The sequence below is a fragment of the Pseudoalteromonas phenolica genome (assembly GCF_001444405.1).
Taxonomy (GTDB): Bacteria; Pseudomonadota; Gammaproteobacteria; order Enterobacterales; family Alteromonadaceae; genus Pseudoalteromonas; species Pseudoalteromonas phenolica.
On record NZ_CP013187.1, the window covers coordinates 2,936,076 to 2,961,691 of the forward strand.

Here is a 25,616-nt window from a genome sequence, read left to right on the forward strand (position 1 = left end):
ACTTTTCGTAAGTCTAGAGTTAATCTCTTAGCGTGAAAACGGATACAATGGCTGTACGTCACATTCCATATTTTCATACATGTACACGTCATATTGCCGTTGAAGCTCTAACCACGTTCCAATATCAATTCCCGTCGCTTTCGCTAATCTCACTGCAAAAGATGGATCAACGCTTACCTTTTCATTCAGGAAGTTTGACAGGTGTGATGATGTAATACCTAATCGAACTGCCACTTCTTGATCAGTAAGATTATCTACACGAACTAAACAATTGCGTTTAAAAAAGTCTGACGGATGTTTCCGAAAGCCGCCATCAGGACGTTTTTTGAGTTCAAGTTCAGAGAAAGGTTTGTCAGCTGCTTTTTCAATAAAGTTGACGTTTATTTTGTTTGTCATATCAGCCTCCGCAAGGTCATTGATATGACTCTAGCTGAATACTCGTTTTACGCCAACCTTGGGATCTAGATAAAAGCAAAAGGCAACCGCCTCATTATACAAAGGTGCCCAAAATATGCTGAGTGTTATCACAGGTACCTTAATGCACATTGAGCTATCAAGTGGTAACATTTTATCGGAAAGGTGGTAAATGGATTTTGTATCAACTGGTAATGTTTAACCAAACCACTGTTAAGAAAACACGGAATATACAGTATGTATATTCCGCACCTAAGTTACCACTCTGATGCTTTAAAATTACCATGCGTTCGAGAAAAACTTTCCACCTGTCCGACAAAAGTTTACCAGTAAGATTTTTCACGGCATACGTTTTGGGTTGGTTTTAGAATCAAGTAGGTTGGAATATTAAGCGAAAGTAAGCGTGTTACTTGATGGTGGAAGCTTTTCTTTTTAGGTATTCATCATACAAAGAGGGGCTTGCGTTTTTGCAAAGTTCTGCAACTTGATCAAGCCAAACAAAGTACTCTGTTAGTCGCTCATTTGACCAACCACAAGGAATGGCTGTAGCGTTTGAGCAAATATCAGCAAGCTTAATACGCTGGACTGAGGTAGCTTTAGTGGGCAGCTGTTCGAGCATACTAGCCCTACGTGCTGTTAATGATAGTGTTTTATCATCTGTTAGCGCTTGCACCATTTCAAGTACACAAATACCAAGTTCATTTGCAATTTGTTCCTTGGTAATTTCTGTATCTTCTAGGCTGTCATGAAGAGCGGCAGCGCACAACTCATTTTCATCTTGAACATGAGCGATATTAACAAGCATATCGACAACTTCGATTAAATGGTTAATGTAGGGTGAGCCATCTGATTTACGCTGTTGTTGAGCGTGGTATTGGGCAGCCAACCGAAGTGATTTAGCCAAAAGCGCAAAATGATTCATCATGGCAACCTCAAAGTTTTAGACGAAAAATTAAGCGTAGACCGTGTTGATGTATTATGTCACGTTAAAGTGCTGCTATGGTAAATCACATGCAAGCATCAAGCTATTTGAGCCAGCGCCACTAGGAAGTGGCACTAACACATTTTGCACAGTGCTCGCTGCAAATGAGCTGATTTACAGTACGCTCTTGATAGCTTTTTGCTCGGCAATAAAACAGGTAGAAGGAAATGCCCCATTATGCACAACTAAAATATTTACTTCTTTAAAGTTCAATATCCGTTTTTGAGGTTAAAAAGAATAATTGAATTAGTTATATACTAAACATTATAGTTAAGATTTATACCAAGCTATAAACCCCTCAGGCACGTTATTCCAATTAAGAACAGTATTGACCTTCTCTAATAGCATTGAACTGTTCATCTTATAGACATTATCAATTTGATCACAGTTTAGCTCAAAAATGACAACCCATTCATTTAATAAAGGTAGTAACTCATTAAGCATTTGTTTTAAAGGTAGTTGTGACTCTTCCGGTGTTTGCTTATTAATGTTTTTTTCCCAAGATTCGAGCTCATTACCTTCTAATGATAGATAGTTCCACTCCGTAACATTTATCTCAGACGGTATATAAGTCAAAATATGGTCAGGTATAACTTGACATTTAAACTTTACTTCCTCTTTCCACATGTACCTTGGGGGATCTTGCTTATAGCTTTCCCCCCCAAAAGAGGCAAGCTCTTCCTGCAAAGGAAAAGAATCTCCAAAGCATGCCTTAGGTATCATTAAATCAAAACACACCTGCATCTCAAACTTTCCTCTTGCTATTCTGCTCTAAAAGGCAAACCATTGCCCCCCTCACGAATCCAACCTGTACCATCAAACTTAAATTGATGTTGATGAGGACTTAAATGGTCTCCGCGCCCGTGATTACTCCAATGAACTTCACTCATTGGAACATCTTTACCATTTACTTTCGGCCACGTATTACTTGGAAACTGAGCTGACTGACGATAAATATTCCCATCACTCCCTACTCTCATACCAAGTACAGTATGCGCTCTTCCTTCTGCCTCAGTTAATGGTAGCGGTATATCTTGGCCATTTTCTTTCTGCTTAGCCAGTGTATAATCTGGTATATAATGGCCCTTTGTAACATATTTAGGAAGTCCCGTCAGCAAAGATTTCAGCATAGAAGCCACACTAAAACCGCCTGCAACTGCGGACATAGTTGAATTTAAATTTTCAAGCCCTTCATCCATTTGAGCAATAGTTCTAGTATCAATATTAGGCATTATTCCCGTTCTACAAGCACCTCCATAACACCAATTTGCTGACCCCTCAGCTGTTGTTATGCTTGTCGATTGAGATAACGTTGCTGGAGAACCAATATCTGTAGCTGAACTAGATACAGCTGTCATTGTTTTACCATTCATAACAGCAGATGTAGACGATGTAACAGCACCGTTTTCAAAGTTTGTTGACGTAACAGCAACATTTGAACCAATAACGGTTTGTGTAGATCTATTAGTTACCTGACCTGCGTCATTCGTTGTAGTAACCGTTGTTTTTTCCCCTACGGTACGCTTAATCCTCGAACCTGTTACTGAAACCTTAATTTTCTCTTTTTCAATTTCTGCTGCGTACCCAGTAGGATCGGTTCCAGACAGCGGATTATTCATTATGTAAGAATAAGGGTTAATACTTTGACTATTCGTTGGGCTTTGAATAACAGGGTCTACCGACATAAACCGCCCAAGGTTATAATCGTACACCCGACCGTTCATATGAATTAACTCCATATCGTCTAGGTGCTCGTGATCTGTGAAACCTCTATACGTTTTTGCTGTATCAAGGTCACCTAGTTTGCTATCAAGCTTAAGATCACCACTTGCCTCTCGGGGTTTACCAAATGGGTCATAGTTACGCTGGGCTTCAACATTACCATTTCGGTCTGTAAACAAACGAGCACTGCCTAACCTGTCTCTGTGGGTGTAGCGGATTTTTGCTGAACCGTTATCTGATTTACTAATTAAAGCGATATCACCAATATATGCTCGCCAAGTTGTTTTTCCATTCCTGACTTCTTCCTCATACAGCTTGTCCGCATAATATATTGTTGCACCCGAACTTTTCGTTTGCTTAAAACGCATATGATCAGGGCCGTATACAAATGTATTAGTTAAACCATTTTTTGTTAAGCTGGTGGGTTTATCCATAGCATTGTAAACCGCAGCGGTTAACCCATCGCCTTTAATCATGTTACCACGTGCATCGTAGCTAAACCCAACCCAATTTCCATCGGTTTTACGGACTTTTTTGACCGCATTATCACCGCCACCGCTGTGACCACTTGCATGGTTATCATAGTCATATAGCGTGGCATAATCAGATTTAGATGTAATATTACCCACACTGTCATATGTATAAGATATGGTCGTAATACCCACAATTTGATTAGAGGTTAAACGGTGAAGATGATCGTACTCAAAACTCTCTGTGAAGGTATGTTGGTCGCCTATTGGCCCAGTGCTTACAGAGAGCCCTTTAAGATTGCCAAAGCCGTCATAGGCACTGTAGTTTATATTTAAAATCTGGCCTTGGCTGGTTTTATTGACAATTTTATTAGCCATTTGACCAGACGCCGCATAGAACAAATTCGACTCTGTTAGACCATTACCCAAGGTGCTTGCAGCAATATTTCCAAACTTGTCCACTTCAGTGATGTTTTGATAAACATAACCACTGGCAGCATTTTTTATATGTGTTAAATAACCTCGGGCGTTGTATTCATATTTTACTGTAAGATTATTTGGATAGCGCAGACCTTTAACACGACCAAAGTTAGCGTCGTACAAAGTAGAAATTGTATATGACTTACTACTACCTGCTATGGTGGTAGTGGTTGGGCGGCCGAAACTGTCAAAGGCATATGTACGTGTTACACCGTTGCCACTTTCAGATCCTAACTGACCATAACCATTACTCGCTGTGTCATAATTATAAGTTAGATCTGTCTCACCAGTGGCTTGCCTTTTTGTGACGCGACCTAATGCATCAACCGCATACCTTACAATTGTATGAGCTGAAGTACTTGTTGAGGTCTGCTTACGTTCCTCTGCTTGCAACTCACCAAACCCATTGTATGTGAATTGCGTGAAACCTTGGTTTGGATCGTTTACCGAGGTCTTTCGACCAAAGCTATCATAGCTTGCAACAATACTATCGCCATTGGCGTCTTGAATAACTTTGGGTAAACCTAGGCTGTTGTAGCTATAAGTTGTTGTGCCCCCTATGGCGTCTACCGTCGACATCAACTGTTTTTGACTGTTATAAGTACGAAACATCTTTGGCAAAGTCAGGCTGTTGCAAGTCTCTTCAACGTCTATCTCGGTAGTAAAACCTTTGTAGGTATATTTTGCCGTCATTGTGCCATCAACAAGATTAGCGCAACTTTGCGAGGTTACTTTGTACTCTGGTCGACCTAGTACATCAAATTCAGAGTAACTTACTCCTAACGTTGTGGGTGAATTTATATCTGTGAAAGGGACTGATTCGAAAGTTACTTGCCCTTTGTTGTTGTAATGCACATCGTTGTAAATCCAACTGTTATTCGCAAACCCCTCAACCGCAGTTCGTAATGTTCTACCTAACTTGTCTTTGTACTCTTTAGTTGTCGGTGTACCTGTTGATTTAGTGACAATTTGCATCACCGCATTTGCTGGCGCGTTATCGTCGGGCGTTTGAACCGCAGTATAGCGAATAGGTTGTCCATCAGTTTGCACACTGTAAATGCGATTGAAATCGTCGTAACCATACACAGTATCTAAGTAAGCAGACGCACCGATTTGTTTGCGTACTTTCGTTGGCTGTCCTGTAGCAGGGTTTGTGTGCGTTGTTACCGTGTGACCTTTTGCATTAATGACTTCAAGCGGGAAATACCCGTCGGCTGACACTGAGGTACCATTTTTGGTATAGCTTATCGATGTAGTTCGGCTGCTTCGTTGTTTAGCCCCATTGATTTTATAAGTATCGGCTGATTCCGTGATAGACGTCGGTAAACCATAGTCATTTAAAACCCTCGTGGTTGTTTTTAGCTCTGTGTCAATTTCATCTACAGAACCTTCTTTTAACACTATAGTTTCAGGCTGTCGACTTTCATGATAATTACTTAAAACGGTTGAAATAGTTTTAGTATCACCTGAGGAAGTTTTTGTTACTTTGCTTGATGTAAGCCTGTTAATAAACCATATATTTGCATCATTATCATAAGCACGCACTGTATTGGTTTCATACCTAGTTAAGCCTTCATCATCAATGATTACAGTTGAATCAGTAATATTACCAAATTCATCAATATCATTATTTCGCGTTGTATTAGTTGTAAGCAACCCACCATTTTCTAAATCATAAACATTCTTAACAATTTGTGATGGGTAAACATGATAAATACCGCTTAAGCCATGACTTGGATTTTCAGCCCAAGTATATGTAGTTAAGTTTATCGCACCTGACACGTTGTCGCCCAATGGGTTGCCACCACTGGTATAGTTTTCTGATTTAAAGGTGGCTTGCCTTTGTATTTTTCCTTGATAAGGAAAGTCTTGATGAAAGTCTGTTTGTGTTATCAGGGCTTTTTCAACATCTTCTTCAACGATGGATTTAAAGCCCATAAAACCTCTACCTTGGGTTTGGTAAACTCCATCGATATAATGGTACTGTTTATTTACTACTCCACCCAAACCGTCAGGCTGAATAAACCCAGAAACTACTTTTTGGGCAGAACCTAACTTTCTCAGAGAGACATCGTTCAAAGGTTCATTATTTACACTATAAATACCTGAGGTAAGGTTTGCATCACGACCAAGTTGTTTATATTCATACTCAGCCACCAATCCAAAGTCATTATCAACCCGTCTTAAAGTACGGCTAGCACCACCTTTTAACGAGTAGGCATAAATGCCAGCATCTGGCGCTAGATTTGGATAACAGTAAAAGCGCCCTCTCGAATAAGGTAACTGATTTCCACATTGTACGTTTGAAGAATGCTGTCTAAACCCTAGGGCAGTTACAATTTCCTGCCAGCCATCACCATTTAGATCTGCAATACTTGTTGTTCCTAACCCTCCTAATAGATTTTCTCCATCTACATGAAGAACTTCTTCTTCAAATGCTAAACCACTTACATCGGGCTTTAAGATTCGCCAAGACCATACATCATATTTATGAAAATAATTAAACTCTCTGGTATCTTCATCTCTAATTAAGCAAACTTGTCTGTTAGTAGCATCCCAACAGTCGTAAGCATATTCTCTTTTGTAAGGGGCTAAAATATCCATTCGCCCATCGTTATCATAGTCGAATACTTGAACAAAGTTATTTAAAATCGCCTCTTCACGCGTATTCACCCGAGCATCTGCCCAAACATTAAACTCAGGAAGTCCAGTATTTGAACCTGATGAAAACTGTCCCCCACCCAAGTTAAAATGAATAAACCAAAACGGCTTTTTTGCGGTTCCAACTTCCTTTAATGTCATTACATCGAGTAAATTGTCTCCATTAACATCTAGCCATATTGTGTTTTTATTTCTTCGTGAAAGATAATGATAATAATTAATGTCCAGATCATGACGTTCACTTATTAACTCATCACCATCAATACTCAACTCTACCCAATTACCATTATCCTGATAGTAAATATCGGCTGTACCATCCCCATTTATATCAGAAAGCCCAAATTTATATATAAGTAACGATACACTCCCAATTAGCTTAAACCCTTGGGTTGGTTCACCTGAGGCGTTCGTATTTCTAAGATATATTTTGATAGAGTTACTTTCTCTGTCTTGAATAACAAAATCAGAGAAACCATCTTTATTAATGTCATGAGCAAAACTATGACAGGGCTCACTCATGGGGTGGTATTCATCATCTGGCGGCAACATATCACAAGATGCTGGAATATCAGTTGAAAATACGTCTTCATAACCCCCAGTCTTGGGATTAAGCTCAACAATAGATAGCTTTAAATTAGAATCTAGATAAACAAAGTCCGCTATACCATTCAAGTTATAGTCTATATAACCACTTATTTTATGGACATTAACAGCACCATTATTAACCTGATAATAATCAGGAAAATTACTAATGTTGAAAGTACTTTGGTTGCCAGCTATCTCTTTTACCTGTTCAAGCATTTTTATGTCGTTTAATCCATCACCGGTGTAATCACTACTTGTGTCGTAAAATGAGCCTGAAGCTAAAACCATATCTGTAGCCTCTATCTCGTCATTAGCATATGGATGCTCTTCACTCAGGCCAAAAGACAACTCTTCTTTATTCCAAGAAAAAGAAGTGCTGGCCAATTTATTCTCAGAACCACAAATAGATGATTTGCATAGTTCAACACTATTTAAATAATATTGGTCATAAATAAGGTGATAACTTTTTTCCACATTTTTTGTAATATCATTTGGAATGACATCAACTCTGACAAGATTTTGCGTATTTTCGTGTTTCCCCCCCCATACATAACCAAAGGTAGGTTTATAGCTTTGTTGATATACAAATTTAACTAACCTGTCACCTGTATCACTAATTTCAGAACTATTTTTAGTATAATAAATGCTAGTTAAAAGCTTCTCTCCGAGACCAAAAACCGCATATTCATAGTTTATAAAGTTTTTGCCTGTAGCATCATGCTCATATTCAATCAGCCATGCGTTAGTTTCTGTTCTCCCTTCGTGGATTACACGACTTTCATCAGACTCACCGAATACAGCAGTACGGCCATTTTTATACTCAACAGTAAATGAAGTATCTGAGCCATTTATTCCACCCGCTTGAGTAACCCTAGCAAAACTATCTATTTCAGTACGATAAATAGCACCACTAGCGCCATACGTACCACCTTCAGCAATAATTAGCCTTTGGCCATCTAAGCAGAGCTTATCATTATCATTATATTGCGGGTTTTGAGTAAACCCATCTTGTGCGAAAGTGGCTGAACATCGAGTAATGCTAGAACCAGCCGACAGTGACCATCCGATACCTGCAATACCATTTCCAGCTTTTGAAGAGTAGTTAAGAGATACATTAGGTTGCATACCAGCGCGGCCCGGTGGTAACTCTATAGGGATATTGAAAACAGCCGCACCACCTTGAACACTAGCTCGCCCCTTAACAACTCCTATTTTCGCTACCAAAGGAGCCTCTTCACCCTGTGGTAACGATTCATCGTCTATAACTGTATCTAAACTAATTGCAGAGTAATCATTCTCTATATCAACCAAAAATAATTCAGACTCTTCTGACCAACCACTGCAGCTATCATATGTACATGCTCTAACTTTCACATTGTAGGTTGTATTAAGCGCTATTTCATTGAAAGTAAATACACTAGATGAAGTCCTTTTAAATACCTCATTTCCAGTTTCTAAATTTAGAATGCTGATTTCATAAAAATCTGCCAGATTGTTAAGGTAACCGCTTACGTTTAACCCCTCTGAAGACTTATTTAAAAGAGGTGCGCTTGGTGTTGCAAGGTTTTGGATGTTACTTAAAACATTCAATGATGGACTCCAATCAGAAAAACCTTCACAGCTCTCACCTACATTCGATTGGTTATAGGTATAGCGACACTCCTGCACTTTAAATTGATAAGTACTACCATATGCGGCTCTTATAAATTTGTATGTTGAATTGCTCTTCAGCAACTCTGTTGCAATCACCCCATCTTTTTTATAAGAAACTTTAAAGAATATGTCAGATGAATTCGGTAATGGTGAAACAAAATCTTCTTCACAAGGGCCCACAGGAGCTGGGCCCGCAACATTATTACTTTCCCACTGGAAAAGAAGGTAACTGTTTGCATTCGATATTTTTAGATTATAAGGGATGTTTCCACATCCAAGACAAAATGGCGGTTGAAAATTGAAATCAGACTGCGTATTCCAGCCACTTGCTGCAGCTACAATTCCTTCTTGCTCATAAGTTTTGCTGTTCGCTTCACAGAAGGCTGATGTAGACACAGGTTCACTCGGCTGACCTGTTCCTTGGCAAGTGTTGTAATTACATGCCTGAACCCTTACAGCTTGATAACCTTTATAGGCTAAATCTAAAATTGCCTCGTTGCCAGAAACAACTTTTACATCAACCCAGGTCCCATCATTATTTTGACCTTGGATAAGATACTTGCTTGCATGCTGAACATCGTCCCATTTTATGGTAACAATGCCACTTTGCGATGTTTTTTGAACATTGGTTGGCGCTGCAAACAAGCCATTAGGTATTAATGGAATGACAAATGTAACTCCACCATTATTAATCGGGATCCATGTAGTCTTTGCTACAGATCCCCCCACCCAGAATAGGCAGGTGATAGATAAAATGGAAAGTATTTTTCTAAAATAAATACTCAACTTATGATTTCCTTTTAAAGTATTAATGGGCTGAAATCAGCATTCCTTTTTATAAAAGTTAATAGCTAACCCTGCGCATTAATGTAAAAACTTATTTATGAACTAACTCTTAGGCACAAAACATATTTTACTTAATTAAATCTAGTGTCTTAGAGTTATGTATACAGCCGTTTTACAATCATTGCTTTTATAGTTATGTACTCTTACTTTTGAGCCTGTACTAAAAGCAGTTAACGCCATAGAAAACGCTCTATCGTGAACGGATTTAGACTTTGCACTTGCGTGAGGGAATTGAATGGTTTTATTAGCGCAAGGCCCAACACCACCTTGTACTATAATTTCAAAAATATCTTCATTAGCAGAGGTATTTCTCACTTCGATTATTCTTGCGTTCTCAACTATATCGCCAGCCATCGAAAAGAAAGGGGTTAAAATGAGAGGTAAAAGTAAAAACTTCAAAATAAATCCTTTATGAAATTTAATAAGAATGAACAGAAATAGTTTTTGTTATTAGAAATCTACTTCCAGCTTAGTTATCTTCTGTCGCCCATATAAACAGTCATTCGAGCCTGTCGTCACCCAAATTGTGACAGATTTAGATGGTGAAGCAGCAGTTAATAAAGCAGAATAAATTTGATTGTAAGACACTGAACTTTCGTGAATTGCGTAAAAATCTGATGTACCGCAAGTGCTATTTTTCTTTTGAATTGGAGTGCTTGGCTTTACGTAGGTAACTCCTGTAGATGAACTAATTCTTATTGAATCAACTGTAAACTTACTCACAACTACATCGTTTGAAAAAGCAAATGTAGACAAACTTAATAAAAATAATACTATTATTTTTTTCATTTTAATCCTTAAAATAGAGTCAACTTTACGAACGCTTTATTTTAAATCTTATAATTTGTCGTCCGTAAATTAGCAGCATTGGTAATAAAATTAGGTATCTATCACTGCAATTAAAACCTTCTATTACTAAAAGTACACTTAACTATTTTGCTAAGTAACTAGCATACGCAGTATTAACAGTTTGCCCCCAAGGACTGCTACTACATTTATTAGACCAGAAACCTACTTTTCACCTGTTGTGTATGCAGTTAAAGCCATGCTGTACTTCTCTTTAAAGCCAGCGGAGTCTTTATCAAGTGCTAAAACTCATGACGAGTGTGGATAAGAGACTTAATATCTAGGTTTAAATAGAATTGTGACTAGTGCACCTAAAAGCAAAAAAAACTTACTTTTTATTTACTTAAAGAATTTTAAACTACATAACGTCTATGAGGAAGGGCTTTGTTTAACAAATAGAGTGAGTTACAACATAAATTTATTAATAAACTAATAAAGATTAGCCTCAGATAGTTCACCTTTTATATTCATTGCAACCCACTGGCTACATCATCACTTTAAGTTTATAAACTTAATAGTGAAAATGTTGTCTCCCTACTTAATTAGTAATCCATAAATCTCGAATCACTGGAAATGTATGATTTGGTCCCCAGAAGTAATTTGTGCCACATCCGCTAGACCAATATCCAACTTTTTTACCTTGAGCATGAGCAGCCATAACCGTAGCAGCCATTTCTTTGAAATGAGTCAAACTACTCTTAATATGCACTTTCGTCGTCACATTACAATTTCCAGGGTTCTGCGGTATGGGTTCAGATAACCAAACAATCATTCCACCATTACTTCCTAGAAATTGATATTTGTCTATACCAGTACCTGTACCAAGTGGATTTAGGTACCCTTTTGCATGTGCACTTGATGCATACACGAAGACTAGGATTAATGCTAATAGCGTGTTTTTTTTAAGCATATGTATCAGATTTCCTTTTGAGATATTTAACGATTCAATTTAAACTTTACCTAGTTAACTATTAGTTATACAAAGGCTAGTAACTTCCTATACAAACACTTAAAGTAACAACTGGCTAAATTATCTTTGAACTTTAGCTATTGTAACGACCTGAACATTAAAGATAAACACACTAAGTAACCATTTAGTTTATAAACTTAATGCAAAAGTTGAGATTAGAAGAATTAATAGCTCGTATTACTGTACCCCCATCCCATTAAGTCCTACTACCTAATTGAATTTTAACATTCACCTAAGTACTTCCTTAAATGTTTTTGAAAACTTACCTAGTATCAATATCGCTAATGAGATAATGAGATAATGAGATAATGCTAAACTTAGATTTGTCTTTTAGGATTTGGGCATTACAAAATGTTGAAAATTGGTGCTAATGCAATCAAGAAAGTTACAGTACAAAAAACTCTAACTATTGACTCCGTTAAGGATGTCTATGTCGTTGGTGATTTGGATGGAAGTTTATCAGGACTCCAAAAAGCATTAATTAGAAAAGGCTTTGTTGAGCATGTTGACCACCTCATATGCCTAGGCGATATGATTGACCGCGGAAGTGAATCAGTCCAATTGATTCAATATCTTTCAGATATTAATGCAGATTTTGTATTAGGTAATCACGAACACCTTATGCTCGAATCAATTATCTCTCAGGATGAAACAGCTATGCATCTTTGGTCTTCAAATGGTGGAGCATGGCATCATGATGTTGATAAGGCAAAATTAGACTCAGTCTGTAACCTATTTTTAAACAGTTCGCTCTCTATACGACTGGAATACAGAGGTATAGAGATTGGCTTGTCACATACATTACCACCTAGTTGGAACTGGTCATCCCCACCTGAAAAATCAGAGGGTACTGTAGAGTCTTTACTTTGGAGCCGTGAATTATTTAAATCTCAGAAGCAATCTAGCAATATTGGGGTTAATTTTTCGATTCATGGACATAACTCAACGCAAATACCTATTTGGATAGGTAACACATATCATATTGATACCAATTATTATGGTAGACCGACTGTTGTAAACCTCGGAAATTTGATCGATGAAAGAGAAAACTCGAAGGTTTAACCATCTCTCAGCTAGGCCAAACCAGTCAAATATTTATATTTTTCAATTCCTTGCATTAGTTATGAGAAACCTATAATAGGTTTCTCATAATCACTTACAATGTCCAATTTAGTGCTAAATTAATTAAGCCAAATCCACATTAGAGACCTTCTCTCTATAATTGCAAAACCAAATCATTAAAACCTATAAATGATGTAACAATAAAACTTAGAGTATGAAGCAACCAAAGTTGCATTTGCACAGTTATCGTAGCGCGGATTTATTCACGAAGTAACTAAAGGTTTGGGCATGCGGGCGGCATATGCTCTAAAGGCAATCTTTCTAATAGCAGCAAAACCAATTCGCGCTGAAAGTATCGATAACTGTCTTCGATTTCGAGATTAGCCATTTTGTGAAGGTATGTATCATCACCAGTATATTCCCTAATCCGTTCAATGTGCATTTGTTCAAACACATAGTTTCATCTGCCCATTTCAGCATCTCTTCAGTACAAAGAGTTGAGCCAGATTTTTCTACATATTTTTTGCTGTGTCCTGCTGAGCGATAAACATTTGATTTATCTGCGACACTAAACAACTCTTCAGCGGTTTTGCTACGTTGGATATTAGCAGTGCATAAAAAAGGATATTCATACAGTCCCTTTAACTAATGAGGAAGTAAAATTAACAAATACCGTTAATTCTTGCAGCTTGTAACCTCTGTCAGCATAATACCAACAACATAATTCAGTTTCGCAGCATTTAAGTTCACTTAACCTGAAAAATTGAACCTATTTGTAATGCAAGTTATCTGATAGCTAACTTAATATAACAATAAGAGAATCTTATGAACTGGTTGAACACCCTTCCTACTTCCAGAAAAGCGTGGGGCCTGTTGGCACTGACAGCATTTTTACTTGAAGTCACGGCTTTATATTTTCAATACGCAATGGGCTTAGAGCCTTGTATCATGTGTATTTATCAAAGAACGGCTGTGTTAGGCGTGCTTGCCGCAGGTCTTATTGGTTTTATTTCCCCAAGTAACGGGATTTTCCGTGGTATTGGTGCTGCAACATGGGGGGTGAGCAGTATTTGGGGTTACATGCTGGCAAAAGAGCATTTAAATATGCAAACCACAACTGATCCATTTGCGTTTACATGCGATATTGTTCCTAACTTCCCTGAGTTTATGCCACTACATGAGTGGATCCCGGCATTCTTTGCCGCAACTGGTGATTGTGGCAGCATAGATTGGGAATTTATTGGCTTGAGTATGCCTGGCTGGATGGAAGTCATTTTCGCGCTTTATGCGATAAGTTTTTTAATTGTTGTACCTTTTATTCTTTGGTCTTTAGTAAAAAAGTAAACTTAAATGCATTTTAATCTTCGCAACATTGAGTTGTTAAAACCGTACAAGCTTCGTGATAAACAACAAATCATCGCTATTGCTTTGAGTCACTTAGAAGCACCTGAAAAAGTCCTATTAGGTTGCTGTAAGCTCGCAATCCTGATGCCATTTTTTATTTCTCTAGCTTACTTTGAAGGATGGTATTTACTGCCACCGTTATTGTTGGCAGGTATCCTGTATCCCCTTCTTACTACGCCGCTGGAAATTGCATTTACCAAAAACAAACTGAATGATGCAGTTGCAGAGTTCGAGAAGCAGAACCAAAACTAAGAAAGGGCGAAATCGCCCTTTTTTATTTTTCTCATCTAAGAATTTAAAGTTTAAAACTTCACCTTCCCTTCTAACTTCGCGACAATGCTTCTACCAACCCCTTTAACAGCCATTAAGGAGTCAAGGTTGTCAAAAGGCCCATTTTGCTCTCGGAAACTAACAATGGCCCTCGCCTTGCCTTTTCCGATACCTGGGAGTTTTACAAGCTCTTCAAGAGAAGCTTCATTGATATTAATTGCTGACTGAGTTTGAGGTTGAGTTTCTGGTGAAGTTTGCTGCTGTGGAAATTCAGCTAGTACAGTTGGCGCAGTAAAAAGACTAGTAGCTAAAAGTAGTGCTTTGATCATATTTCCCTCCTGGAAAATCCTTGAAATGTAATTAATCACGGGTAAAACTCCTTACCCAGATCACTCATACGAGCAATATTAAATAAAGATGACAATAGTGTGAATGTCAAACTTAATACTTACACATATAACTAAAGTATGAATATTGATCGAATAACTTGCAAAATAAGCCTCAAAAGATTACTGTATAAAAAAACAGTGCAATTGGGAGTGTATCATGGCTGTTGTTGTTAAGTATGTGGTAGAAAGAAATGGAGTCGAGCGCATGACCTTTACCAGCAAAAAAGAGGCTGATGCTTACGACAAAATGCTTGATGTTGCTGAGTCTCTAGAAGAGATGTTGGGTAAAGTAGATGTGCCGCTTAGTGAGCAACAAGTCGAGTCATTGGCATTAGAAATGGCGAAACAAAAGGATGACTTTATTAACGTGCTAAAAGGCTCAAAGCCAAGTGCGCCAAAGAAATCAAAGAAAGAAGCCGATACTGATGAAGGTGACAACGACGATGAAAAAATCACACCTATTAAACAGGCTTAATTGCGCTCATTATGAATAAAAAAAGCCGCTCCAAGAGCGGCTTTTCTGTTATTTAAGAGACATATATTTTTTAGCGGCCTTATTTGCGGCTTCCCATGCTTCACTATTTTTTAATTCTTGCAGTAAGTAATATGCGTCTTGTTCACTAATATCGACCCTTTGCTTAGCGATATCATATGGGTATAAACCTTTTTCAAACTGTTTATAATCAACACCATCCTCAAGTAGTAACCAAATAATGGCTGAACCTGAATCATAAAACATTTCGAATGCGAAATAGTCTATTACCGCTTGTTTATTTTTAAGCTTAATAAAGCCATGTTGCTCTTCATTTAGCTTCGTAGGCTCAAAAACATTAAATCTTTTTTCTTTGTGGAGAGGTAATACATCTCGTGACATGAGTGTATCAACCATCATAGCGCTGCCTTCATATAACTCTTGCCCTAAAGCATGCTTATAAATATAACCGCTTTTAAAGTCATCCACCTTACTTGTGTCAATCCGAAGCATTTCATCAACCAATACAACATACTCTTTAAGCTGTTGCTTCACTTGCTCTTTATCTAAGTTGACTATTGGCAGCGATTTGAACCGCTCAAGTACCATAAGCTTAAGCGTTAACATTTCCTCATTGATAGGATACTCATTGAATTTATCAAAGGCTAACTGTTGATAATACTCAGGCCTTTGAAAGTGTTTTTCTTGGTATAAATGGAACGCTTCGTGATAAGCAAGCGTAACAGAAGGTGTTGAGAGTATATGGTCGATATCTACTTGATGCGATGTATAAGATTGCAAATAATAATTGTCTCCATACAAGCCATATTTAAACTCAAATAAACCATTTCCACTTTTTAGCTTATCAAGTGCGGCAACCGCACCATCGTTATATTGATGTATTGCAAGACCATTACTTTCTTTATCACTCACAGGCCTAGAGCCTGAGTGGAGTTTTGTCGGATTGAAAATGTAGGCTTCTTGAGCTTGGTTTTCTTTACTGTGTACAAAATATAAGGGCACACTTTTAAAAGCATATCCGCGCCAAGGAGTTACATGTTCACCAGCTAATTTAATTTGGCTGAAGAGCTTCCTATCTAACTCAGTTGTATTTGCAACTTGCGTTCCATTAGTTCCTGAACCACTTGTTGGCTTAGAGCTACCTTTATTTGAGTCACCACAACCACTTAATAATGTTACTGCTAATGCACTGAGTGCATAAAAGACTTTTCTCATTCCGTTACTTCTTAATTGTTTATCTTTAACTGCGATGCTAACAATTAACTCATTGATAAGTCTGTTATTATATGTAACTCACTTGTGTATTTTTGTACCAATAGCGCATAAACCTGTATTGCCTTATCTGAAGCTAGATAGTTTGGGCACTGTGTTTAAAATTTCCCTCTTAAAAGATAACTGAAAAAAGAAGGTTGATATGCGTAAAAAACCTGAGTTCAGCCAACCTTCATGACTATTCTGACTTCAATGCAGTTATAAAGTCATTAAAATAAAAAAGCATGGTATCTTCATACCATGCTTTTTGACATTAACTTTTGTCTGCTAAATAGAAATCTGTATTTATTTGAATACTTTATCTATATCTAACACTTCAATGTTTTTCGCAGGAATGTTCAGCTTATAGCTTTCAATTTGCTTATCTTCATTGATAAGTGCTGCAGGCTTATCTGAGTTGTATTTCAGTGGTGAAACCGTTTCTTTTGCAAGACGTTTTTGCATATCTTTACCGTCACCTGTGATAAACACATAATGCACATCATCAGTTTGTAGGTTTTCACGAATAACGCGGTTCACATCTTCCACTGTCAGTGAAGCAAGTTGTTTACGAACGTACTCAACAAAACTTTCAGTGTTGTAGAATTCGCTATCAAGTGCATAACCTAGCTGACGATCTTGGCTTGCTACTAACTGAGGCACAAAGTTGCTCAAGAAATTACGTGTTGCATTAAAGTCAGCTTCAGTCATGCCATCTTTAATTAGCTTGTCTAATTCAAACAAAGCAACGCGCGTTGCGAAATGCGCATCATTGTTTGAACGAAGTGGACGTAACCACACTTGGAAGATTTGCTCAGAACGACCTAGGTTCGAATCTGGCTTAGTTTGGAACATACCGCGAGGGAAGTACTCAATATACGCATAATCACCATAGTTCATACCACGTACCTGACGAATGCGCTGATACAAGAAACTGTTTGAGCTTCTGTGCTCACCAAAATAAGAGCGAACTAACCAAAGTGCAGTCCAATCTTTAGAGCTACGGATTGTGTCGATTGGGAAACCAAATGATACTGCAGTAGATTTAGCATTTTTCTCAACAATCGTCGCATGACGGCCCGCTAGTTTAGGCGCATCAGGAATGCTTAGACGCGCTTCATCACCTTTTGGTAAGCTAGCTAAATCATTTAGCATCTGTGTTTTCACGTCATTGTCTAAATCACCCGTAATACCTACGTTTAACTTAGCTTGGGTGAATTGTGCTGCATAGAATGCTTTCACGTCATCTAGCGTTAGCGCTTCAAGGTCCGACAAATCACCTAAGTTATAACTTTCATAAGGGTGACCTTCATATAGCTTATGATAAAGCACTTCTTTACCCAGCTCTTCGTCATTTGAAGATTTCAAGCCCGCTTTAATGCCGTCAATTAGCTCTTTCTTAAGACGTTTAAAGTCATCTTCTCTGAAACCTGGGTTTAACAATTGATCACTAACAAGTGCATACCACTGCTCAGCATTATCTTTGTGTACACGGCCACGTAAAGAAATCATTTCTTTATCTAACTGATAGCCAAAGCTACCTGCAATTGGATAAAGTGCTTTTTGAATTTCTTTGTAGCTCTTAGTTTGTGAACCACCACGTGCGATCATAGCTGCAGTTAATGCCGCTACACCCTTTTTGCCTACCGGATCAGCTGCTGCACCAGTGTAAAATAATAAGTTCACATCAACCAATGGTGAACTATTGGTTTTATCTAATACCTTGAAGTGACGCTCAACAGGCTGGTTCGCTTGTTTAGCAAGTGCTGATACAGACACTTCTTTATCGAAACCAGAAACAGTCTCAAGAGCAGACATGGTCACTGTCGTACGGCCATTATCAACAAAGTATTTGTTTGCAATGTCACGAATGTCTTCAGCTGTAATGGCATCTGCTGACGCATATAATTGGTTGATCACTTCTGGGTCACGCTCAAAGTGCATATAACTTGCAAGCGTTGATGCAATGGCTTGTGATGAATCTAGGCCATTGATAAAGCTGTACTTAAGGTTTGACTTCAGTGCAGCTAACTTATCTGCATCCACCAGCTCAGTGCGTGCTTTAGCGTACGTTTTTGCAATTGCATCGCGTACTGCGGCTAAATCTTCTTCTTTTTCAACTTTAACAAAGACATGTAATAAACCTGGGTCTTTTGTCTCTGCATTATAAGTAAACATTTGGCTAGCAAGCTGTTTGTCTACTACGAGCTCTTGATATAACTCTGAATTCGAAGAGAAATAAAGCTGTGAGATCAGATCAAGTGCTGCGCGATCTTTTTTAGTCGGCTGCCAAGCAGTGCCTTTGTATGATACGAGTAACCAGTGACCCGGCATGCCTTCGAACTGTTCATGCACATATTTAGGCGCTTGTTGTTTTGGCTCTACCGGAATATCCGCTTGATAGTCACCTTTTTTCCAATTACCCCAGTGCTTCTTAACCATATTCATGGTCTCTTGCGGATCAACATCACCCACAATCACAAGTGAAACATACTCTGGCTTATAAAAGCGCTCAAAGAACGTCTGCCCATACGCCATTTGATCTGGCATGGCTTCAATATCTTCGAAAAAGCCCATTGTGGTGTGCTTATAAGTGTGCTTTTCAAATGCTTCTTTGCGCACTGCCGCAAGTAGTTTACGGATTGGGCTAGCATTATTTTTTAAATACTCACCTTTAACCGTCAGTGCTTCAGTACGAAACTGCTCTTCTGAATACTTTAAGTTTTGGAAAATGTCCGCTTTGATTTCAAGTACTTTGTCTAAATGTTCTTTAGAGAAATTTAAGTGGTAGTTTGTATAGTCGTTTGTCGTGTAAGCGCGGTTATCTACCCCAGAGTTTTTCAGAATATCTGCATACACATCTTGTGGGAATTTTTCAGAGCCTTTAAACATCATGTGTTCAAAGAAGTGAGCGAAACCGGTTTTCCCTGCTTCGATTTCATTTCGAGAGCCTACAGATACCGGAATTTGTAGCGATACAACATCAGGATAATCAGTTTTAACAACCATCACACGAAGACCATTTTCTAGTTCTTCTAACACATAGTCTTGTGCAAATACTTTATTCTCAACAGACGCTGATGCAACAGTGGCATTCGCTGTATTGCTTGTCTGTGCATTATTACTCATACAACCTGACAGTGCTAAAGTCACTGCAAGGCTAGTTGCCAAAAGTTTAAATTTCATGTGATTTCCAAATTCAGTTTTTATTTTGTCATACCATTCCTCTAAATTAAGCAATCTATTTTGAGGTAAGGAAAACTTGTCGATAACAAGGCGGAAATTTTGCTATTTAGTTGTTCTAAATGAGAAATTCCCAACGAAGTTAACGTCAGTTTTAGTCTCTCAAAATAATTGAGTATTATTGAGGATTGGTATCACATATGACACCGCTTCAATTATGCAATAAATTACTGTGACTCGCTCATTTCACAGCAAAATTTATGTAAATAAATATATCTGAGCTGCGGAATTATCCCTTGCGCCTCAAAATAAACATGAGAAAAATTCATAGTATTTGAATAAGTTTCATGAAAAAAATCTATCTAGACGTCTAAATGGCTGCTATATTTACCTCATCAGCACAACCAATGGGAATGAGGACCATGGCTTTATCATTACAAGAGAAAATTTTGGACCCTAATCAAGGCGTATATTTAATTGGTACTACTCCGCCAAAGATGGGAACTGATGAAGCACAAGTCAAAACCATTGCACAAAAGCTACTTGGCCGTTTACATGAAATTGAATATGACGGTGTCGTTATTTACGACATTCAAGATGAAAGTAGTCGAACTCAAGTACCGCGCCCTTTTCCGTTTAAGCACACTGTAGATCCATGTGAGTATAGCCAGCTCGTTAAAGAGCTATCACAACTTGATGTCATCACCTATAAAAGTGTGGCGCAGCGTGAAGCAAACGAATTTCATCAGTGGCTAGATAATACAAAGAGCAAGCACGGCTTGAATAACTTGGTTTTAGTAGGCAGCCCTTCTTCAAACGGCGACGTAAAATTAAGTCTACCTAAAGCGTATGAAACTATCGAAGCGCACCCGGATGACTTTTTCTTAGGTGGTGTAACGATTGCTGAGCGTCATGCAAATAAGCGAAATGAACATGAGCGTTTATTAGAGAAAACAGCACAAGGGTGTGAATTCTTTATTTCTCAAGCTGTTTACAACGCGCAAGCAACAATTGATTTAATCACCAGCTACGCACGCAGTTGCCGTCAACAAGGGCTAGAGCCAAAGCGTATTATTCTTACGTTTACGCCATGTGGTGGCGAAAAGACGCTGCAGTTTATGGAATGGTTAGGTATTTCAGTTCCTGAAGCAACTAAATGGCGCATGCTTGACTCGCAAAACCCGTTAAGCGAATCAATCCGCATCTGTCGTGAGAATTTAGACCTGATCATTCAAAGCTGTGCGCATCTGAATGTACCACTTGGTTTGAATATTGAAAGCCTGACCAATCGTAAAGAAGAAATTGACGCATCAATTAATTTATATCGCTTATTAAAAGCAACGATGGAACTTAATCTTGCAGAAAAACAAATAGCCTAATTAGACTAAAGAACAACTAAATAACATCAATTCTCAGTCGCATTATCATTGATAGTGCGACCTGTCTGTGTATAATCTGTCCCTCTTTTTACAATCAACTATACATGGAGTGAGTAGTGCTATTCGTTTTATTAATGTTAATAGCAACTGGGGTATTTTTTATATACGCGTCTAATCGGCATCAGTTGGCTTTAAGCAACCCCCTATCTAAAAAGTGTAAACTACTCGGTTATTTACTTTTAATCATCTCTGTTGTGATCCCTCCTTTGATCTTCAGTGGTGCGGCAAACATCTTTATGTGGCTCATGCTTGTTATGCTTGGTCTGATCATCGTGCCTATTTCTAGTTTTTGGTTAAGGAGATTACGATGAGTCAAGTTACCCAAAAAATTCAGCCTCAATGGTGGGGAAAAACAGCTGTCGGAGTTTTTCTGGGCTTAGCGTTAAGTTATGGCATTGTGGCGTTAATCGTGTGGTTTGGCCCTGACGGCATTAATGGCCAGCTCAGCGATCAACGGCTTTTCTGGAAAACACAATTTAACATGTGGATTGTCACTCCTATTTGGATGCTTATCGTCAGCTTTATTTACATGTTCAAGACAACCAAACAGGCGTTTATTTCTCTGCTATCAGCAAATGTAATCATCTATACCGTATTTTTTGGCTTAAGGAGTATGCTATGAAAATAAGAGCTGATATTGTTCGTACCTACCAAACACTTCATACATGGACGGGGATCACAACCGGACTCTTGTTATTTATAGGTTTCTTCGCGGGTGCATTAGTGATGTTTACTGATACCATAGATCAGTGGAGTACCCCTCCCTATAAGCAGTTTTCTCAAGTCAGTGATGGACAGCATCAAGAACTGTTAGATCATGTACTTGCGAACGAAGAAAAAGCCATCAATGCCGTTACTCTTCACTATTCAGAAAATCACTCTCCCATCACTTGGTATGAAGAAGGCAATGGCCGCGGTGTTAATGTTAACGAACAAGTCTGGCATGCAGGCTTCAATGAACATGGTGAAATAAATAAAGAACTCAGTCAGGTCAATCACCTTTCTGGCCTACTCGACTATTTGCACCAAACAGGCGGTATTTTTGGCGAAATAGGTCACCACTTATTTGGTGGTTATATTCTTGGCATAGCATCCTTTTTGTATTTTATTGCTTTAATTTCAGGGTTAATCTTTTTGTTGCCTACCCTGGTAAAAAGCTTCTTTGCACTGAGAAAAGACAAATCGGCAAGCCGATTTTGGCTCGATAGTCATAATTTAATTGGCGTGAGCAGCTTACCTTTTCATATCGTGATTGCTTTTACTGTATTTGTTTTTGCATTCCATGACTTTTTATATGGTGGGCTGTTTGGCGTATATGGAGAGAAAAAACTATTTCCAGAACAGCAAAAGTCTGAATACCAATACAATGTAAAAGAACTGCCTAAGCTAAATGAAATCACAGAAAAAATAGAGGCGTATGCTCCAGGCTATCAAATTGAGCGTATTACATTATCTCGACTAAATACCACCAGACCAAGCGCTTCCGTGAATATTACGCACCCAAGAGAGATGATGCGTGGACCGACGACTGATTTTATTTTTATGCATCCTTATACACTAGAAATCAATGCCAGTAGTATACAAGGTGGCGACCAAGGAGTTTGGGTAAGTATTGTCTCTTCGATGTTTGCTCTGCACTTCGGTAGTTATGGCGGCACACTTGGACAATGGGCTTATTTTGTTATGGGCTTACTCGGTGCACTGTTGTTTTATACCGGCAATTTGCTATGGATTGAAAAACGCAGAAGACAAAAGCAAGCGACACAATCTAAATCAAATCTTGTACTGGCCAAATTAACTGTAGGTATCGCACTGGGCTGTATTTGTGCTATCTCACTTGCATTTGCAACCACAAAATGGATTAGCTTAACATCACTAAACGTGAATATTGCCTATCTTTGGCTGTACTACCTGACTTTCTTTGCAGTGGTCATAGCAGCTTTTATCAAGGGCCCTTCTATTACAGCCATTTATACGCTAAAAATCAGCGCAATATTGTGTCTAATCGTACCACTTAACTCTTTGATTGCGCTTTTACTACCTAGCCTTGGGCTTTGGTATGCGGATAGTTTTGGTGAAATCATGTTGGAAGTGATGACACTTCCCTTTGCTTGGTTCTTCTATGTATGCGCAAGCAAAGTTACCAAAAGAGCTTATAACGGAGAAAAAAATAGTGTTTGGTATGTGTCAGAGAAAACAACACATGCAACGAACGAAGAATTAGTCGTTAATAGCTAAAAACAGGGCGTTTAATCATCATATTAAAAACAAAAAAGCCATTCAAAATTGAATGGCTTTTTTGTTTTTTAGGGCGTGTTTATCTTTGAGGTATGAATTTTATTCAAATCAAAGGCTTTCAATACGCGAAATGAGTTACGAAGCAAAGGTCAACACGCCCTAGTTATTAAGCGAACATACTCTTCACATCTTCAAGTGTTGATAGATACTCATCACTGGTAAACATCTCTAAAGAGTTAATTACACTCTTATCCTCATACATTTTTAATGACGCAGCTTTGTCAGAAACTTGTAAAATACCCTCAGCAATTGCACCAACGCGAATAAAGTCTACATAACACACATGCTCAGGCTTATAATTTGGGTTTGACCAGCTTTCTGCAACCTCAACAAACTCATCAGTAAAGCCCCATTCACGCATAATAGAACCACCTATTTTACCTGCTAATTTTTGAATGGCATGCGCTAAGAAGCTTGGGTTTGCAAACACTTCAGGGTGACGTTCTGCTTCAGTTAAGATAGGTAAAACACCAATATTAAATACTAGAGATGCAAGAGTGATGGTGTCTTTATTTAGTGATGTATGTTTATTGAGACGCAAATAAAAGTCCATACAGGTTATTGCTTGGCAAGCTACTTTTAATGTTTTCTGCCAAGCTTTATCCATATAGGTTTTTATCAACTTGTTATTCGAAACAAACAGCTGCTCCATTGCCATAGCTGTTGCTATATTTTTGATTTGTCTAAGACCTATTCGGGTCACAGCCTGATTTAGCGTATTTACTTTTACAGAACGCCCCATAAACGCACTGTTTGCCACCTTAATCATGCGTGCAGCAAGCGCAGGATCTTGTGAAATCACATCAGCCATTTGCATCAAGTTTACATCGGGGTCATCAGCAGCTTGTCTCACCTTAACTGCAATTTCTGGTAATGTTGGTAACACCAAGGTGTCGTTATTAATCCTATCTATTAGGATCGTCAATAATGCATTTTCTGTAGACATAAGCTAAAGTCCCTCGAGTAACGTATGATACGCGCAAACGTATTGTTTTTTTATACCCTTATTATTTACTTAGCTGGGTATATGACTAACAAATCTATATCAATAAATTGTTATGCTTTAAAGAAAATATAGTCACATAAGAGGACCTTTAGCAACTTTTATCTCGCAACAATAAAAAATTTCACACATCAAGAAACAGAGCATAATCATGAAACTAGTGAAAGTTAGTTGCAATTAACCTACTCATCCCTAATCTGTTGTTTGTTTAATGAAAGTAGTTACCAACTCGACTTACATTCATCACATTTAAAGCGCTTACATCCATTACATAAGCCCACCTTTACTAAGTAAAGCACCTTACAAAACATAGCAAATTTTACGTCTAAAAAAGCGTTCGACTTACTTAGTTTTTAAATTTCTGAGTCAGATATTGTTTTGCTATTTTTGACCCTTGTCCAGCCTTTTCAACTGTCGCCAAGCTATCAAAGTCTGTGACATCCACATCTTTTCTGTATTCTCTAAAAAAATTGATTATCTTTTCAGGAAAAAGAAAGTAACCACGATAACGACACTTTTTTTCAATCAAAATAACAAAAGTACGGATTGATACATACGCCACCCAGACCAATATTGGCGCAAAGAAAACCGGCAGGAGTTTAATTAGCCAGATTGACAAGCCTAAGCAGACTAAGCACTTCGCTTTTATTTTCCACTCACCGGGAAAACCATAAAACTCAAAATAGTCGAGTCGATTTAAATACCACTTGCCGATTTTAGTGCCGGTTTCATTTTGATATTTATACTCACGACTCATACTTTTACTTCCTATAGATTTAATTAGAAGCTAGAACACCTTCTTCAGCTCAGCAATTTGCTCGTCGGTATAAGGCTTAGCTGGGTGGAGACCCCACACAGGTTTTGGCCAAGCAACATCATTTGTAAAGCGAGCGATATGATGAACATGTAGCTGAGGGACCATATTACCTAGCGCTCCGACATTGAGCTTATCTGGGCTAAATACCGCTTGTAATGTGCGGCTTAGCTGGGCCGACTCTTGCCAAAACTGCGCTTGCAGTTTGTCATCTAAATCAATGATTTCACGGCAGCCTTCAACACGGGGAACGAGAATAAACCAAGGGTACTGACTGTCGTTCATTAAGAGTACTTTACACAGTGACCAATCAGCCAGTTCAATGCAATCTCGTTGTAATTCAGGCGCTAATTCAAATGCCATAATAAAAATCCTCTTTCA

At 38.3% G+C, this 25,616-nt stretch carries 20 protein-coding genes; 7 read left to right on the top strand and 13 right to left on the bottom strand.

Going from position 1 to position 25,616, the window contains the following annotated elements:
* Positions 1 to 27: 27 nt before the first annotated feature.
* From PP2015_RS12985 to PP2015_RS13015, 7 genes are all read right to left on the bottom strand, one after another.
* Positions 28 to 396 (bottom strand): HigA family addiction module antitoxin, encoded by a 369-nt coding sequence (locus tag PP2015_RS12985; protein ID WP_058030738.1) that lies wholly within the window; start codon positions 394 to 396, stop codon positions 28 to 30.
* 424 nt (positions 397 to 820) lie between these two features.
* Positions 821 to 1,339: an HD domain-containing protein gene (locus tag PP2015_RS12990; protein ID WP_083496588.1), complete on the bottom strand. Its 519-nt coding sequence runs from the start codon at positions 1,337 to 1,339 to the stop codon at positions 821 to 823.
* A gap of 327 nt (positions 1,340 to 1,666) precedes the next feature.
* Positions 1,667 to 2,140 (bottom strand): hypothetical protein, encoded by a 474-nt coding sequence (locus PP2015_RS12995; protein WP_058030740.1) that lies wholly within the window; start codon positions 2,138 to 2,140, stop codon positions 1,667 to 1,669.
* A gap of 17 nt (positions 2,141 to 2,157) precedes the next feature.
* On the bottom strand, positions 2,158 to 9,753 hold the full coding sequence (locus PP2015_RS13000; RefSeq protein ID WP_083496590.1) for a SpvB/TcaC N-terminal domain-containing protein: 7,596 nt from the start codon (positions 9,751 to 9,753) through the stop codon (positions 2,158 to 2,160).
* Between the two features lie 141 nt (positions 9,754 to 9,894).
* On the bottom strand, positions 9,895 to 10,212 hold the full coding sequence (locus PP2015_RS13005) for a DUF5992 family protein (RefSeq protein ID WP_058030742.1): 318 nt from the start codon (positions 10,210 to 10,212) through the stop codon (positions 9,895 to 9,897).
* Positions 10,213 to 10,263: 51 nt separating this feature from the next.
* On the bottom strand, positions 10,264 to 10,602 hold the full coding sequence (locus PP2015_RS13010) for a hypothetical protein (protein ID WP_058030743.1): 339 nt from the start codon (positions 10,600 to 10,602) through the stop codon (positions 10,264 to 10,266).
* A 595-nt stretch (positions 10,603 to 11,197) separates the two neighbouring features.
* Positions 11,198 to 11,569: a hypothetical protein gene (locus PP2015_RS13015; protein ID WP_058030744.1), complete on the bottom strand. Its 372-nt coding sequence runs from the start codon at positions 11,567 to 11,569 to the stop codon at positions 11,198 to 11,200.
* A gap of 411 nt (positions 11,570 to 11,980) precedes the next feature.
* On the opposite strand from PP2015_RS13015, the gene PP2015_RS13020 reads away from it, so the two are divergent.
* From PP2015_RS13020 to PP2015_RS13030, 3 genes are all read left to right on the top strand, one after another.
* Complete coding sequence (locus PP2015_RS13020) at positions 11,981 to 12,691, top strand: metallophosphoesterase (protein WP_227009226.1); 711 nt, start codon at positions 11,981 to 11,983, stop codon at positions 12,689 to 12,691.
* 825 nt (positions 12,692 to 13,516) lie between these two features.
* Positions 13,517 to 14,035: a disulfide bond formation protein DsbB gene (gene dsbB, locus PP2015_RS13025; RefSeq protein WP_058030745.1), complete on the top strand. Its 519-nt coding sequence runs from the start codon at positions 13,517 to 13,519 to the stop codon at positions 14,033 to 14,035.
* Positions 14,036 to 14,041: 6 nt separating this feature from the next.
* Positions 14,042 to 14,347, top strand: coding sequence for a DUF6170 family protein (locus tag PP2015_RS13030; RefSeq protein WP_058030746.1), 306 nt, complete (start codon positions 14,042 to 14,044; stop codon positions 14,345 to 14,347).
* A 50-nt stretch (positions 14,348 to 14,397) separates the two neighbouring features.
* Here PP2015_RS13030 and PP2015_RS13035 read toward each other — a convergent pair whose 3' ends face one another.
* Positions 14,398 to 14,694, bottom strand: a complete 297-nt coding sequence (locus tag PP2015_RS13035) for a ComEA family DNA-binding protein (RefSeq protein WP_058030747.1) — start codon at positions 14,692 to 14,694, stop codon at positions 14,398 to 14,400.
* Positions 14,695 to 14,911: 217 nt separating this feature from the next.
* Between PP2015_RS13035 and PP2015_RS13040 the strand changes: the two genes are divergently transcribed.
* Positions 14,912 to 15,229 carry a YebG family protein gene (locus tag PP2015_RS13040; protein ID WP_058030748.1) on the top strand — a complete coding sequence of 106 codons (318 nt, stop codon included), beginning with the start codon at positions 14,912 to 14,914 and terminating at the stop codon, positions 15,227 to 15,229.
* Between the two features lie 48 nt (positions 15,230 to 15,277).
* On the opposite strand, the gene PP2015_RS13045 is transcribed toward PP2015_RS13040, so the two are convergent.
* Positions 15,278 to 16,462: a hypothetical protein gene (locus PP2015_RS13045; RefSeq protein WP_058030749.1), complete on the bottom strand. Its 1,185-nt coding sequence runs from the start codon at positions 16,460 to 16,462 to the stop codon at positions 15,278 to 15,280.
* Between the two features lie 342 nt (positions 16,463 to 16,804).
* Positions 16,805 to 19,684, bottom strand: a complete 2,880-nt coding sequence (locus PP2015_RS13050; RefSeq protein ID WP_058030750.1) for a M16 family metallopeptidase — start codon at positions 19,682 to 19,684, stop codon at positions 16,805 to 16,807.
* 419 nt (positions 19,685 to 20,103) lie between these two features.
* On the opposite strand from PP2015_RS13050, the gene PP2015_RS13055 reads away from it, so the two are divergent.
* The 3 genes from PP2015_RS13055 (at position 20,104) to PP2015_RS13070 (ending at position 23,358) form a co-directional block, all read left to right on the top strand.
* On the top strand, positions 20,104 to 21,060 hold the full coding sequence (locus PP2015_RS13055; protein ID WP_058030751.1) for a methylenetetrahydrofolate reductase: 957 nt from the start codon (positions 20,104 to 20,106) through the stop codon (positions 21,058 to 21,060).
* Positions 21,061 to 21,427: 367 nt separating this feature from the next.
* Positions 21,428 to 21,742: a hypothetical protein gene (locus tag PP2015_RS13065; protein ID WP_058030753.1), complete on the top strand. Its 315-nt coding sequence runs from the start codon at positions 21,428 to 21,430 to the stop codon at positions 21,740 to 21,742.
* The gene (locus PP2015_RS13070) at positions 21,739 to 23,358 is read left to right on the top strand and encodes a PepSY-associated TM helix domain-containing protein (protein ID WP_058030754.1); all 1,620 of its coding nucleotides are present in this window, start codon (positions 21,739 to 21,741) and stop codon (positions 23,356 to 23,358) included. The genes PP2015_RS13065 and PP2015_RS13070 overlap by 4 nt, the downstream gene beginning before the upstream one ends.
* 166 nt (positions 23,359 to 23,524) lie before the next feature.
* On the opposite strand, the gene PP2015_RS13075 is transcribed toward PP2015_RS13070, so the two are convergent.
* From PP2015_RS13075 to PP2015_RS13085, 3 genes are all read right to left on the bottom strand, one after another.
* Entirely contained in the window at positions 23,525 to 24,364 is an 840-nt protein-coding gene (locus PP2015_RS13075; protein WP_058030755.1) for an HDOD domain-containing protein, read from the bottom strand.
* A gap of 403 nt (positions 24,365 to 24,767) precedes the next feature.
* Positions 24,768 to 25,178, bottom strand: coding sequence for a hypothetical protein (locus tag PP2015_RS13080; RefSeq protein WP_058030756.1), 411 nt, complete (start codon positions 25,176 to 25,178; stop codon positions 24,768 to 24,770).
* Positions 25,179 to 25,208: 30 nt separating this feature from the next.
* The gene (locus PP2015_RS13085) at positions 25,209 to 25,598 is read right to left on the bottom strand and encodes an HIT domain-containing protein (RefSeq protein ID WP_058030757.1); all 390 of its coding nucleotides are present in this window, start codon (positions 25,596 to 25,598) and stop codon (positions 25,209 to 25,211) included.
* Between the last annotated feature and the right edge of the window lie 18 nt (positions 25,599 to 25,616).